The organism is Amycolatopsis sp. NPDC051102 (assembly GCF_040682815.1).
In the GTDB taxonomy this organism is placed as follows: domain Bacteria; phylum Actinomycetota; class Actinomycetes; order Mycobacteriales; family Pseudonocardiaceae; genus Amycolatopsis.
Map to the genome: position 1 here is coordinate 405,156 of NZ_JBFBBT010000003.1, position 12,514 is coordinate 417,669.

The window sequence follows — 12,514 nt, forward strand, 5'->3', positions numbered from 1 at the left end:
CGGGGCGGGTCCGAGCGGCCTGATCGATCCGCAACCGGCGGCCGCTAGGGTTTGCCGCGTGTCGAGCCCGAAACCGCCCCGTCGCCCCGCCCCGCCCCCCGGCCTGGTCATCGTCGACAAGCCCGCCGGCATGACGTCGCACGACGTCGTCGCCCGCGCGCGGCGGATCATGGGCACCCGCAAGGTCGGGCACGCCGGCACGCTCGACCCGATGGCGACCGGGGTGCTGGTGCTCGGCATCGAGCGCGCCACCAAGCTGCTCGGCCACCTGGCCCTGGACCGCAAGACCTACCTGGCCACCCTGAGCCTCGGCAGCAGCACCACCACCGACGACGCCGAGGGCGAAATCCTCACCACGGCCGAGACCGCGAACGTGAACGACGACGACATCGCCACCGGCGTCGCGAAGCTCACCGGCGACATCCAGCAGGTGCCCAGCGCGGTCAGCGCGGTCAAGATCGACGGCAAGCGCGCCTACGCCCGCGTCCGCGCCGGCGAGGACGTCGTCATCCCGGCCCGCCCGGTCACCGTCTACCGCTTCGACGTCCTCGCCGTCCGGCACGAGGACGACCACGTCGAAGTCGACGCCGTCGTCGAGTGCTCGTCCGGCACCTACGTCCGCGCGCTGGCCCGCGACCTCGGCGCGGACCTGGGCGTCGGCGGCCACCTGAAGGCGCTGCGGCGCACCACGGTCGGGCCGTTCACCCTCGCGAAGGCGAAAACCCTGGACCAGCTCGAAGAGCAGCCCGAGCTGAGCCTCGACCTCGACGCCGCCGTCGCCGCCGCCTTCCCGCGGCGCGACCTCGACGCCGCGACGGCGAAGGCGGTCCGCCACGGCCAGCGCATCCCGGCGGCGGGCGTCGAAGGCACCTACGGGCTCTTCGGCCCCGACGGCCGGGTGCTCGCACTGGCCGCCGACGAACAAGGCGTGTCCCGAGCAGTGGTCGTGTTGCTGCCCGCCTAGGGTGGGTCCGAGAAGACGGGAGTCTGACGTGCTGCGGTGGCGTGGACTGGGGGACCTCCCCGGCAGCTGGGGCCGGTGCGTGGTCACCATCGGCGTGTTCGACGGTGTGCACCGCGGGCACCAGGAGCTGATCGGCCGGACGGTGTCGGCGGCCGCCGAGCGCGGCCTGCCGAGCGTCATGCTGACGTTCGACCCGCACCCGTCGGAGGTGCTGCGCCCGGGCAGCCACCCGGCGCAGCTGACGACGTTGCGGCGCAAGGCCGAGATCGTCGAGAGCCTCGGCGTCGACGTCTTCTGCGTGCTGCCGTTCACCCTGGAGCTGTCCCGGCTGCAGCCGGAGGAGTTCGTGCACGAGGTGCTGGTCGACCGGCTGCACGCGGCCGCGGTGATCGTCGGCGACAACTTCACCTTCGGCGCCAAGGCGGCCGGCAACGTCGAGCTGCTGCGCACCCTCGGCCGCCGGTTCGGTTTCGCCGCGTTCGGCGCCGAGCTGCAGGGCAAGGAACTGTCCGAAGAGGACCAGTCGGCCATCACCTTCTCGAGCACGTACGTCCGGTCGTGCATCGACGCCGGTGACGTGGTCGCCGCGGCCGAAGCGCTCGGCCGCCCGCACCGCCTGGAAGGCATCGTCGTCCGCGGCGACGGCCGGGGCCACGAGCTCGGCTACCCGACGGCGAACCTGTCGACGCCGCGGTTCGCCGCCGTCCCGGCCGACGGCGTCTACAGCGCGTGGTTCACCCGTTCGGCCGACCCGGCGCGCCGGCTGCGCGCGGCGGTCTCGGTGGGCACCAACCCGACGTTCTCCGGGCGCGAGCGGACCGTCGAGGCGTTCGTCCTCGACGTCGACGAGGACTTCTACGGCCAGCACGTCGCCATCGACTTCGTGACGCGGCTGCGTGACCAGGTGCGGTTCGCCGACTCGGCGGGGCTCGTCGCGCAGATCGACGACGACGTGGTGGAGACGAGAAAGGCACTGGAGGTGCCCCCGGACGCCCTGACCGGGGACGAATAGGGGATTCCGCGTTCATGCAGCTGGCGGCGATGGCAAGATGCTCACGGACGGTGTGCGCGCACGGGGCATAGGGGAGCGGGAACTGGTGGAGGACCACAAGATCGTCCAGCGGAACATCGCGTTGCAGCGCGAGTGGTACGGGGAGCCGCTCGGCGACCGCGTGCGCCGGCTCGTCGTCGCGTTCGACGTTTCGCAGGCGTTCCTGGCCGAAGTCCTCGGGATCAGCGCCCCCATGCTCAGCCAGGTGATGAGCGGGCGGCGGGCGAAGATCGGCAACCCCGTCGTGCTGGCCAGGATGATCATGCTCGAGCGCAAGATCCTCGTGCCCGAGGTCGCCGCGGGCAACCGCGAGGCGATGCTGGCCGCGATGGAGGACGTCCGCGACTCCCGCCCCACCGTCGGCCGCGACAACATCCCGGTGGTCAACGAAGACCAGAAGGTTCTCGCCTACCTGCGCGACCTGGCCGAGGACGAGGACCTGGGCGAAGCCGCCAAGCGCCTCGACGACGAATTCCCGGCCATCGCCGACCTGCTGCGCCGGGCGGGCAACGGCGCCTGATGCCGGTCCTGTTCAGCGCGCTGCTCCCGCCGGCCGACGTCGTCGAAGCGATCACGGAGGCCGTCGGGACCCCGGACGACGGCCTCCGCTGGGAACCGCCCGAGCGCTGGCACGTCACCCTCGCCTACTACGGGCACGACGACGTCGAGACGCGCGCCGCCTGGCTGGGCGAGCGGCTGGCCGGGCGGCCGGCCGTCGACGTCCGGCTGGAAAAGGCCGCGACGTTCCCCGGGGTGCTGTGGTTGACTGTCGCCGGAACGGAGCTGACGCCGCTCGCGCACGCCGCGGGCGCCGGTGCCGAACCGAGGCCCTACCGGGCCCACCTGACGCTCGCGCGGTTCCCCCGGGAAGAACCGGGGGCCGCCGCGCGTTGGACCAAGGACCTCGCGAACTTCACGAGCCGGCGCTGGCGGGCCGCGGAGGTCGCGCTGATGACCAGCGAGCGCGAGCCGGGCGGTCCCTGCTACCGGGTCGTCCGCGCCTTCGGGCTGGACGGCGGCTGAAGAGCCTGTTCAGCGGGCTGGTAACCTCAACGATCGGGTCCGGCTGCAGTCCGTGGCGGCCGTGACCGTCTTCCCGGCGTGCATCCGGCGTCCGGGGCCGCACGGCACTGATTATCTCGAGGAGCAACACAAGTGGCGCTGTCCACCGAAGAGAAGAAGTCGATCCTGGCCGAGTACGGCGTGCACGACTCGGACACCGGATCCCCCGAGGCCCAGGTGGCGCTGCTCACCAAGCGCATCGTCGGCCTCACCGAGCACCTCAAGGCTCACAAGCACGACCACCACTCGCGTCGCGGGCTCCTGCTGCTGGTCGGCCGTCGCCGCCGGCTGCTGAACTACGTGATGAAGGTGGACATCGAGCGTTACCGTGCGCTGATCCAGCGCCTCGGCCTGCGCCGATAGCTTTACCCGAGGGGGAGTGGCCACGCGGTCGCTCCCCCTCGCCACAAGTACACGGCGCGAGCGCGCACGAGGGTCCGTCCGCCGGTCCTCGGTAGTGGTTCCCGGGAAGCGTCCCGGGGGCTTCGATCGAAGACCGGCCTCATTCCTCGAGCGTCCTCAGGCGAAACGGGTCCCAGGATGGGAGACTCGCGCCAGTAGAAGGAACCAAAGAGGAGAATTGTCTATGACCGACTCCACCGGAGTCACCGTGCACGAGACCGAAGCCGTCATCGACAACGGCAAGTTCGGCTCCCGCACCGTCCGCTTCGAGACGGGCCGCCTGGCCAAGCAGGCCGCCGGCGCCGTCGTCGCGTACCTCGACGAAGAGACCATGCTGCTCTCGGCGACGACCGCGTCGAAGCACCCGAAGGAGCACTTCGACTTCTTCCCGCTGACCGTGGACGTCGAAGAGCGCATGTACGCCGCGGGCCGCATCCCCGGCGCGTTCTTCCGCCGCGAGGGCCGCCCGTCGACCGACGCGATCCTGACCTGCCGCCTGATCGACCGGCCGCTGCGCCCGTCGTTCGCCGACGGTCTCCGCAACGAGATCCAGGTCGTCATCACCGTCCAGAGCCTCAACCCGGACGACCCGTACGACGTGCTGGCCATCAACGCCGCTTCGGCGTCGACCCAGATCGCCGGCCTGCCGTTCTCCGGCCCGGTCGGCGGCGTCCGCGTCGCGCTGATCGAGGGCCAGTGGGTCGCGTTCCCGACCTGGTCGCAGCTGGAGAAGGCCACCTTCAACATGGTGGTCGCCGGCCGCATCGTCGGTGACGACGTCGCGATCATGATGGTCGAGGCCGAGGGCACCGAGAACACGCTCGAACTGATCGCCGACGGCGGCAAGGCGCCGGACGAGGTCGCGGTCGCCGAGGGCCTCGAGGCCGCGAAGCCGTTCATCAAGGTCCTGTGCGAGGCGCAGCAGCGCCTGGCCGACGCCGCCGCGAAGCCGACCGGCGAGTTCCCGGTCTACCCGGCCTACCAGCAGGACGTCTACGAGGCCGTCGCCGCCATCGCGACCGACGACCTGGCCCGCGCGCTGCAGATCGCCGGCAAGCAGGACCGCGACGCCGCGACCGACGAGGTCAAGGCCGCCGTCCTGGAGAAGGTCGGCCTCGGCGAGGGCGAAGCCTTCGAGGGCCGCGACAAGGAGATCGGCGGGGCGTTCAAGGCCCTGACGAAGAAGATCATGCGCCAGCGCGTCCTGACGGAGAAGATCCGCATGGACGGCCGTGGCCTCACCGACATCCGGTCGCTCGCGGCCGAGGTCGCGGTGATCCCGCGGGCGCACGGCTCGGCGCTGTTCGAGCGCGGCGAAACCCAGATCCTGGGCGTCACCACGCTGAACATGCTTCGCCTGGAGCAGCAGATCGACTCGCTGTCCCCGGAGACGCACAAGCGCTACATGCACCACTACAACTTCCCGCCCTTCTCCACCGGTGAGACCGGCCGCGTCGGTTCGCCGAAGCGCCGCGAAATCGGCCACGGCATGCTCGCCGAGCGCGCCCTGGTGCCGGTGCTGCCGAAGCGCGACGAGTTCCCGTACGCGATCCGCCAGGTCTCCGAGGCGCTGGGCTCCAACGGCTCGACGTCGATGGGCTCGGTCTGCGCGTCCACGATGAGCCTGTACAACGCCGGCGTGCCGCTGAAGGCGCCGGTCGCGGGCATCGCGATGGGCCTGGTCTCCGACGAGGTCGACGGCGAGACCCGCTACGTGGCGCTGACCGACATCCTCGGTGCCGAGGACGCCCTGGGCGACATGGACTTCAAGGTCGCCGGCACCAAGGACATCATCACCGCGCTGCAGCTGGACACGAAGCTCGACGGCATCCCGTCGGAGGTCCTCGCGGCCGCGCTGAAGCAGGCGAAGGACGCTCGCATCACGATCCTGGAGGTCATCGCCGAGGCGATCGACAGCCCGGACGAGATGAGCCCGTACTCGCCGCGCGTCACCTCCGTGAAGATCCCGGTCGACAAGATCGGCGAGGTCATCGGCCCGAAGGGCAAGATGATCAACTCGATCACCGAGCAGACCGGTGCCGACATCTCCATCGAGGACGACGGCACGATCTACGTGGGCGCTTCGGACGGCCCGTCGGCGGACGCGGCGATCGACCTGATCAACGCCATCGCCAACCCGCAGCTGCCCAAGGTCGGCGAGCGCTTCCTCGGCACCGTGGTGAAGACGGCCGCGTTCGGCGCGTTCGTCTCGCTGCTGCCGGGCAAGGACGGCCTGGTGCACATCTCGAAGCTGGGCAACGGCAAGCGGATCGCCAAGGTCGAGGACGTGGTCAACGTGGGCGACAAGCTCCGCGTCGAGATCGCCGACATCGACAACCGCGGCAAGATCAGCCTGATCGTCGTCAAGGAAGACGAGGCAGCCAAGCCCGCCGAGGGTGAGGCCCCCGCCGCCGACGCCGACGCCGACAAGGCCGACGCCAAGTAAGCACCGCTTGTTCGACCGTGAAGGCCATCTCGGGGGCAACCCCGGGGTGGCCTTCACGGCAAGGTGAGTAAGGAACCCATGGCACGGCAGGTTTCCGGGCACGAGCAGCCCGTCGGCACCACCCGCACGCTGGAGTCCACTTCGGACGGTGCGGTCGTCAAGCGCAGTGTCCTGCCCGGCGGGCTGCGCGTGATCACCGAGCACGTCCCGGCGTCGCGCTCGGCCACGGTCGGGCTGTGGGTCGGCATCGGCTCCCGCGACGAGCCGGCCGCCGTCGCCGGCGCCGCGCACTACCTCGAGCACCTGCTGTTCAAGGGCACGAAGCACCGCGACGCCACGCAGATCGCCGAGGAGATCGACGCGGTCGGCGGCGAGTTCAACGCCTTCACGGCGAAGGAACACACCTGCTACTACGCGCAGGTGCTCGACGCCGACCTCCCGCTGGCCGTGGACCTGGTCACCGACGTCGTGTTCGACGCGCTGTGCACCGACCGCGACATGGACATGGAGCGCAGCGTCGTCCTCGAAGAGATTTCGATGCGCGACGACGACCCCGAGGACCTGCTGCACGAGACGTTCGTGACCGCGATCCTCGGCGACCACGCGCTCGGCCGCCCGGTGCTCGGCACCGAGAAGTCGATCGTCGAGATGTCGCCGTCGGCGCTGCGGAACTTCTACAAGCGCCGCTACACGCTGCCGCGGATGGTGCTGTCCGTGGCCGGGAACATCGACCACAACCAGGTGCTCCGCCTGGTGCGCAAGGCGCTCGGCGAGCGACTGACCGGCACCGCGACGCCGGTCGCGCCGCGCGAGGGCCGCGCCCGGATCAAGACCGTGCCGAAGCTGGCTCTGCACACCGACGACACCGAGCAGGCGCACGTCATGCTGGGCCTGCGGTCCCTGTCGCGCCACGACGACCGCCGCTTCGCGCTGTCGGTGCTCAACGCGGCCCTCGGCGGCGGCATGTCGTCGCGGCTGTTCCAGGAGATCCGCGAGCAGCGCGGGCTGGCCTACCAGGTGTACTCGTCGGTCGCGAGCTACTCCGACACCGGGCACATGGCGGTGTACGCGGGCTGCCAGCCCGAGAAGCTCGGCGACGTCGCCGGCGTCATCCGCGAGGTGCTCGACAAGGTCGGCGTCGACGGCCTGACCGACGCCGAGGTCGCCCGCGCCAAGGGCCAGCTGCGCGGCGGCCTGGTGCTGGGCCTGGAGGACACGTCGTCGCGGATGTCGCGGATCGGCAAGAACGAGCTCAACTACGGCCGTTACCTGGGCGTCGACGACACGATCGCCCGCATCGACGCCGTCACCACCGAGGACGTGTGTGCGCTCGCTCGCACTTTGTTCGCGCGGCCGGGCGGGGTCTCGGCGGCGGCGGTCGTCGGGCCGTACGCTCACGCCGACGACCTTCCTGACGACCTGCACGAGGTGATCGCTTCATGACCATCAACGTCGGTGTGCTCGGTGCGCGCGGCCGGATGGGTGCCACGGTGGTGAACGCCGTCGAAGGCGCTTCGGACATGAAGCTAGTGGCCGCGCTGGACGCCGGCGACGACTTCTCCGCGCTGGCCGACGCCCAGGTCGTCGTCGACTTCACCCACCCCGACACCGTCATGGGCAACCTGGAGTACCTGGTCGAGCACGACATCCACGCGGTCGTCGGCACCACCGGCTTCAGCGAGGACAGGCTGGCGTCGCTGCGTTCCCTCCTGGAGCCGAAGCCGGAACTCGGGGTGCTGATCGCGCCGAACTTCGCCCTCGGCGCGGTTCTGGCGATGCGGTTCGCGGCCCAGGCGGCGAAGTTCTACGCCTCGGCGGAGATCATCGAGCTGCACCACAACCGCAAGGCCGACGCGCCTTCGGGCACCGCCGCGCACACCGCCCGGATGATCGCCGCGGCGCGCGCGGAGGCGGGCGTGACGCCGGGCCCGGACGCGACGACGTCGGAGCTCGACGGCGCCCGCGGCGCGACGGTCGAAGAAGTCCGCGTCCACTCGGTCCGCCTGCCGGGCCTGGTCGCGCACGAGGAGATCCTGTTCGGCGGCGAGGGGGAGACCCTGACCATCCGCCACGACTCCCTCGACCGGACGTCGTTCATGCCGGGCGTGCTGCTCGGCGTCCGTGAGGTGCTGACGCGGCCCGGTCTGACGGTCGGCCTGGAAAACGTCCTCGACCTGTGAAAGCCCGCAATGTCGCGCTGCTGCTGACCGCGGCGCTGGTCGTCTACCTGGTCCTGCTGGCGGACCGGGCGGTCGCGCTGTTCAAGACGGGGACGGCCGTCGGCATCGCGCTGGGTGCCGGCGTGCTCCTGCTGCCGCTCCTCGGCCTCTGGGTGGTCGTCGTGACCTGGCGCAACGGCCTGCAGATCCAGCGCCTGTCCCGGCGGCTGGACGCCGAGGGCGAGCTCCCGGACGTCTCGGACCTGCCGCGCCGCCCCTCGGGCCGCGTGGACCGCGACGCGGCCGACGCGTGGTTCGGGCAGCGCCGCGCGGAGGTCGAGGCCGACCAGGAGAACTGGCGGGCCTGGTACAAGCTCGCGTACGCCTACGACATCGCGGGCGACCGCCGCCGGGCGCGCGAGACGATGCGGAAGGCGATCGAGCTCGAAGCCGCCGACCGCTCACGTGCCGAGTAGCTCCGGCGCGAAGATCTCGTCGATCCGCCACCGCCGCGAGGACAGCCCCTGCTCGTGGTGGTACCGCAGGTACGCCTCCAGCGTAGTGCGGTTGGCCGAAATGCCGTAGGGCCACCAGTTCTCGCCGAACTCGGCGAGGGTTTCGTCGACCAGCGCGTTCGCCCACGGCAGCATGGTCGGCACCTGGAAGAGCCGCCGGTCGCGGCGGTAGCGCGCGGCGGCGGCGTCCTTCGCGGTTTCGAACATCGAATAGACGCGGCCGGCCAGACCGGGATCCTCGGCGAGGAGCTCCCGCCGGACGACGATCGCGTGCATGATCGGGAAGATCCCGGTACGCCGGTGGTAGTCGCGTTCCCGGGCGGCGAAGTCCGGGAACAGCCGGGCGACGTCCGGGTGCCCGTCGAGCACGCACTGCGGGACGTTCGCGGAGAACAGCGCGTCGATCTCGCCGGTGGCGAGCAGGTCGTTCAACGTCTTCTGCCCCGCCGTGGTGACCTCGACGGCGACGGGGTGCGGGTGCGGGATGAAACCGAAGGGTTCGGCGGGGTGTTCGAGGCCGCCGATCACCCAGCGGTTCGTCTCGGGCCGGAACCCGTGCTCGTCCATCAGGATGCCCTTGGCCCAGACGCCCGAGTCCTGGCCGTAGGTGCCGAACTCGCCGATGGTCCGCCCCGCGAGGTCACCGGGACCGGTGATCCCCGACCGGGTGTTGACGAAGACGCACGAGTGCCGGAAGACGCGGTTGGGGAAGATCGGCAGCGCCACGAACGGGGTGCCTTCTTCGAGGAGCCGCAGGTAGAACGTCAGGCCGAGCTCGGCGACGTCGAACTCGCCGCGGACCGCCCGTTCGAAGATCTCGGGCAGGGTGGGGGCGGTCTCCACGCCCGACAGGTCCCGGGTCGTGTCGTAGGTGAAGGTGCCGATACGCATGGTTCCGATCATCGGCGCGCGCGGGCCGGGGCGTCCAAGACCGGTTGCGGCAACTCGATACCGTGGGGGTATGGACTTGCGCGTGCTCCGGTACTTCGTCGCGGTGGCCGAGGAGCGGCACATCGGCCGCGCGGCGGACCGGCTGCACATGGCGCAGCCGCCGCTGAGCCGCGCGGTGCGCGGGCTGGAGGACGAGCTGGGCGCGACGCTGTTCGAGCGCACGCCCAAAGGCGTCACGCTCACCGAGGCGGGTGCCGTCCTGTACGACGAGGCTGTCGCGCTCCTGGCCCAGGCCGGCCGCATCCGCGACCGCGTGACGGCGGCGGGCACGACGACCCTGACGGTCGGCACCCTGGCGGACGCCGCCGAGCACGTCGGCGCCCGGTTGGTGGCCCTGTTCCGCGAGCAGCACCCGCACGTCGACGTGCGCGTCCACGAAACGGACCTCGCCGACCCGACGGCCGGCCTGCGCACCGGCCTGGTCGACGTGGCACTGACCCGCACACCGTTCGAGACGGCGGGCATCGGCGTCCACGTGCTGCGCCGGGTCCCCGTGGGCGTGGTGCTGCGCGACGACGACCCCCTGGCCGGCCGGGCCGAGCTGGCGACGGCGGAGCTCGCCGGCCGCCGCTGGGTCCGCCTCCCGGACGGCACCGACCCGCACTGGACGGCCTACTGGACGGGCGGCCCGCCCGGCGACGACGCCCCGGTCATGCGGACGGTCCAGGAGTGCCTGCAGGCGGTGCTGTGGAACGGCACCGCGGCCCTCGCCCCGGTCGGCCAGCCGTTGCCGCCGGGACTGCGGATCGTGCCGGTGGCCGATCGTCCGCCGAGCGAGCTCGTGGTGGCGTGGCCGAAGGCGGGCAGCAGCCCGCTGGTGCGCAGTTTCGTGCGGTGTGGCATTTCGCTGACAGTTGTCGTTCATTCGGGAAATGGCGGGGTTTCGTAGCATCGCCCGCATGAAACCGACTTCGTCTTCTCCGGGTTCCCGGGCGTTGTCCGCGTCCTTGCGTGAAGTGCGTGAGGCACGGAAATTCGGGCTGCGTGAGCTCGCCCGGGCGCTGGAGGTGGACCCGCGGCTCCTGTCGCAGTGGGAGCTGGGGATCCGGGTGCCGCCGATCGAGGAAGTGGCGCGGATCCTGGGGTACTTGCGGGTGGATCGGGTGACGACCGGCCGGATCCTGGAACTGGTGCAGCACACGAGGGAGCTCAACTGGCTGGATTCCCACCCGTCGGATCTCCCGGCGGCGCTCACGGGGGTGATGCAGTGCGAGCGGACGGCGAGCCGGATCACCAACTGGTCCCCGCTGATCATCCCGGGCTTGTTGCAGACCCCCGACTACGCCCGCGCGCAACTGACTGCCTCCGGTATCAAAGCGGAGCAGGCCGACGCCCGCCTGGTAGCGCGCTTGAACCGGCAGCGAATCCTCTCCGGATACGATCCCGCGCAGCTCAAGGTGATCATTTCCGAGCTGGCGATCCGCGAGGTGGTCGGCGATGCGGACGTCATGTCCGACCAGATCGACCACCTGCTTCGCTTAGCTATCAGATCTAACATTTCAGTTCGCTTGATACCTGCCGATACGGGCTATCATCCGGGCAAGATCGGCATGTTCACCCTGTACGACTTCCCGAGCGATCCGGCGATCGTGTTCCTGGAACACCACCACGCCAGCGCTTTCGTCAACGAGTTGGACGCTACCGCCGCCTACCGGAAGCTGGTAAAGCTCTTACAGGACAAAGCATTGGCCGAAGACGCCTCCCAAGCCCTGCTTCGGGAGGCGGCGCGTTAGGGAGCAGCATGGTCATGTGGCGCAAGTCGAGCTACAGCGCTACCGAAGGCGAGTGTGTCGAGGTTTCCCTGGCGAATTCCGTGGGCGTGCGGGACACCAAGGCCCGGCACCTCGGTCAGCTCACCGTCTCGCGCGCCGCCTGGACCGCGTTGATCTCAGTGGTGGAGCCAGCCCGCGAACACCGCGGGTGAAGCCGCGATCAGGCTGAAGCGGATCCACCTTCCGGCGAGCCCCGTGGTCAGGAAGGTCGCGAGCCGCATCCGCACCAGGCCCGCCAGCACGCTCGTCGCCATGAACGGGGGCAGGCCCACCAGGGAACTCACCCCGTACGTCCCGGCCATCCAGTGCGGGTGCCGGTGGCAGCGCTCGCGCAGACCGTCGACCCACCCGCGGATCCGCTTGGTCCGCAGCTGCCAGCGCACGCGTCTCGGCGTCATCGGACGCTCGCGGTGCAACCGGTCGTGCAGCGGCTTCGGCAGCTTGATCGTCCCGCGGGCGGCCAGGTAGTACAGCGTCTTGCCGGCGATCTGCCCGACCGCCACCGCTGCCCCGAGCCACAGCCAGTGCAACCCCGGCTGGCTCGCGCACAGTCCCAGCAAGAACACTTCGGCGTTGATCAGCGGCACGATGGCCGAACCGAACGCGACGCCCAGCGTCAGCAGGATCCAGCTCATCGTGTCACCTCCTGAAAAGCTCTCGCGTTCTTCCAAGTTATCAGTTCGAAACCTCCGCGCACGGGGGTTAACCCCCCTCTTCGGCGGGCGGTCCGCACCAGAAGATCACCTGCCGGACGGCTGCCGGTCACCTCCCGCCGGAACACTGACGGGGTGGCCGCCGAGCAACCCCGTACGCCCGCTGACCGTTTCGGCGCCCTCTGCCGGACCGTCGTGCGCTTCCTGCCACTGGGGTTGTCGCGGATCGTGGCGCCGACGTTTCTCGGCTTCTGCCTCATCAACGGGTTCACGTTCGGCGTCGACCTCGCGCTGCTGACCGTCTTCCACGGCTTGCTCGGCTGGCCGGTGTGGCTGGCGATCACGCTGGCGTACGCCGTGGCGTTCGGGCTGAGCTTCGTGCTGAACCGGACGTTCAACTTCCATTCCCACGCCGCCGTCGGCTTTCAGCTGGCGCTTTACATCGTCGCAATCGTCGTCAATTACGCCGCGTTCCTGCTGGGTGTGGGCGCGGGGCTGACGGCGCTGGGCGTCGAATACCACGTCTCGCGAGTGCTCGC

At 70.4% G+C, this 12,514-nt stretch carries 14 protein-coding genes and 1 pseudogene; 13 read left to right on the top strand and 2 right to left on the bottom strand.

All coding sequences use genetic code 11. The features are described 5' to 3' along the window. Positions 1-58 precede the first annotated feature (58 nt). The 9 genes from truB (at position 59) to AB0M93_RS12430 (ending at position 8,560) form a co-directional block, all read left to right on the top strand. Positions 59-964, top strand: a complete 906-nt coding sequence (truB, locus tag AB0M93_RS12390) for a tRNA pseudouridine(55) synthase TruB (protein ID WP_364271785.1) — start codon at positions 59-61, stop codon at positions 962-964. A gap of 28 nt (positions 965-992) precedes the next feature. Further along, positions 993-1,976, top strand: coding sequence for a bifunctional riboflavin kinase/FAD synthetase (locus AB0M93_RS12395; RefSeq protein ID WP_364271788.1), 984 nt, complete (start codon positions 993-995; stop codon positions 1,974-1,976). An 85-nt stretch (positions 1,977-2,061) separates the two neighbouring features. Further along, positions 2,062-2,535 carry a helix-turn-helix transcriptional regulator gene (locus AB0M93_RS12400; protein ID WP_091315600.1) on the top strand — a complete coding sequence of 158 codons (474 nt, stop codon included), beginning with the start codon at positions 2,062-2,064 and terminating at the stop codon, positions 2,533-2,535. Then, on the top strand, positions 2,535-3,038 hold the full coding sequence (thpR, locus tag AB0M93_RS12405) for an RNA 2',3'-cyclic phosphodiesterase (protein WP_364271792.1): 504 nt from the start codon (positions 2,535-2,537) through the stop codon (positions 3,036-3,038). Before AB0M93_RS12400 ends, thpR begins: the two co-directional genes overlap by 1 nt. Before the next feature lie 132 nt (positions 3,039-3,170). Beyond that, positions 3,171-3,440 (top strand): 30S ribosomal protein S15, encoded by a 270-nt coding sequence (gene rpsO / locus AB0M93_RS12410; protein WP_003084034.1) that lies wholly within the window; start codon positions 3,171-3,173, stop codon positions 3,438-3,440. A 223-nt stretch (positions 3,441-3,663) separates the two neighbouring features. Next, entirely contained in the window at positions 3,664-5,925 is a 2,262-nt protein-coding gene (locus AB0M93_RS12415) for a polyribonucleotide nucleotidyltransferase (protein WP_364271795.1), read from the top strand. 78 nt (positions 5,926-6,003) lie between these two features. Continuing rightward, positions 6,004-7,368, top strand: coding sequence for a pitrilysin family protein (locus tag AB0M93_RS12420; RefSeq protein ID WP_364271798.1), 1,365 nt, complete (start codon positions 6,004-6,006; stop codon positions 7,366-7,368). Next, complete coding sequence (gene dapB, locus AB0M93_RS12425; RefSeq protein ID WP_364271801.1) at positions 7,365-8,105, top strand: 4-hydroxy-tetrahydrodipicolinate reductase; 741 nt, start codon at positions 7,365-7,367, stop codon at positions 8,103-8,105. The genes AB0M93_RS12420 and dapB overlap by 4 nt, the downstream gene beginning before the upstream one ends. Continuing rightward, positions 8,102-8,560, top strand: a complete 459-nt coding sequence (locus AB0M93_RS12430; RefSeq protein WP_364271803.1) for a tetratricopeptide repeat protein — start codon at positions 8,102-8,104, stop codon at positions 8,558-8,560. Before dapB ends, AB0M93_RS12430 begins: the two co-directional genes overlap by 4 nt. Here AB0M93_RS12430 and AB0M93_RS12435 read toward each other — a convergent pair. Continuing rightward, positions 8,546-9,490 (bottom strand): 4,5-dihydroxyphthalate decarboxylase, encoded by a 945-nt coding sequence (locus AB0M93_RS12435; protein WP_364271806.1) that lies wholly within the window; start codon positions 9,488-9,490, stop codon positions 8,546-8,548. The two genes, AB0M93_RS12430 and AB0M93_RS12435, sit on opposite strands and share 15 nt — an antisense overlap. A 70-nt stretch (positions 9,491-9,560) precedes the next feature. On the opposite strand from AB0M93_RS12435, the gene AB0M93_RS12440 reads away from it, so the two are divergent. The 3 genes from AB0M93_RS12440 to AB0M93_RS12450 are packed head-to-tail and all read left to right on the top strand — an operon-like array spanning position 9,561 to position 11,474. Then, positions 9,561-10,439, top strand: a complete 879-nt coding sequence (locus AB0M93_RS12440) for a LysR family transcriptional regulator (protein WP_364271809.1) — start codon at positions 9,561-9,563, stop codon at positions 10,437-10,439. Between the two features lie 10 nt (positions 10,440-10,449). Then, the gene (locus AB0M93_RS12445; protein ID WP_364271812.1) at positions 10,450-11,283 is read left to right on the top strand and encodes a Scr1 family TA system antitoxin-like transcriptional regulator; all 834 of its coding nucleotides are present in this window, start codon (positions 10,450-10,452) and stop codon (positions 11,281-11,283) included. A gap of 14 nt (positions 11,284-11,297) precedes the next feature. Beyond that, a complete protein-coding gene (locus AB0M93_RS12450) occupies positions 11,298-11,474 on the top strand; it encodes a DUF397 domain-containing protein (protein ID WP_364272856.1) in 177 nt (58 codons plus the stop codon). On the opposite strand, the gene AB0M93_RS12455 is transcribed toward AB0M93_RS12450, so the two are convergent. Continuing rightward, entirely contained in the window at positions 11,439-11,957 is a 519-nt protein-coding gene (locus AB0M93_RS12455) for a hypothetical protein (RefSeq protein ID WP_360179913.1), read from the bottom strand. The two genes, AB0M93_RS12450 and AB0M93_RS12455, sit on opposite strands and share 36 nt — an antisense overlap. Positions 11,958-12,203: 246 nt before the next feature. Between AB0M93_RS12455 and AB0M93_RS12460 the strand changes: the two are divergent. Next, a pseudogene (locus AB0M93_RS12460) lies at positions 12,204-12,506 on the top strand (GtrA family protein); the annotation flags it as partial. Positions 12,507-12,514: the final 8 nt, after the last annotated feature.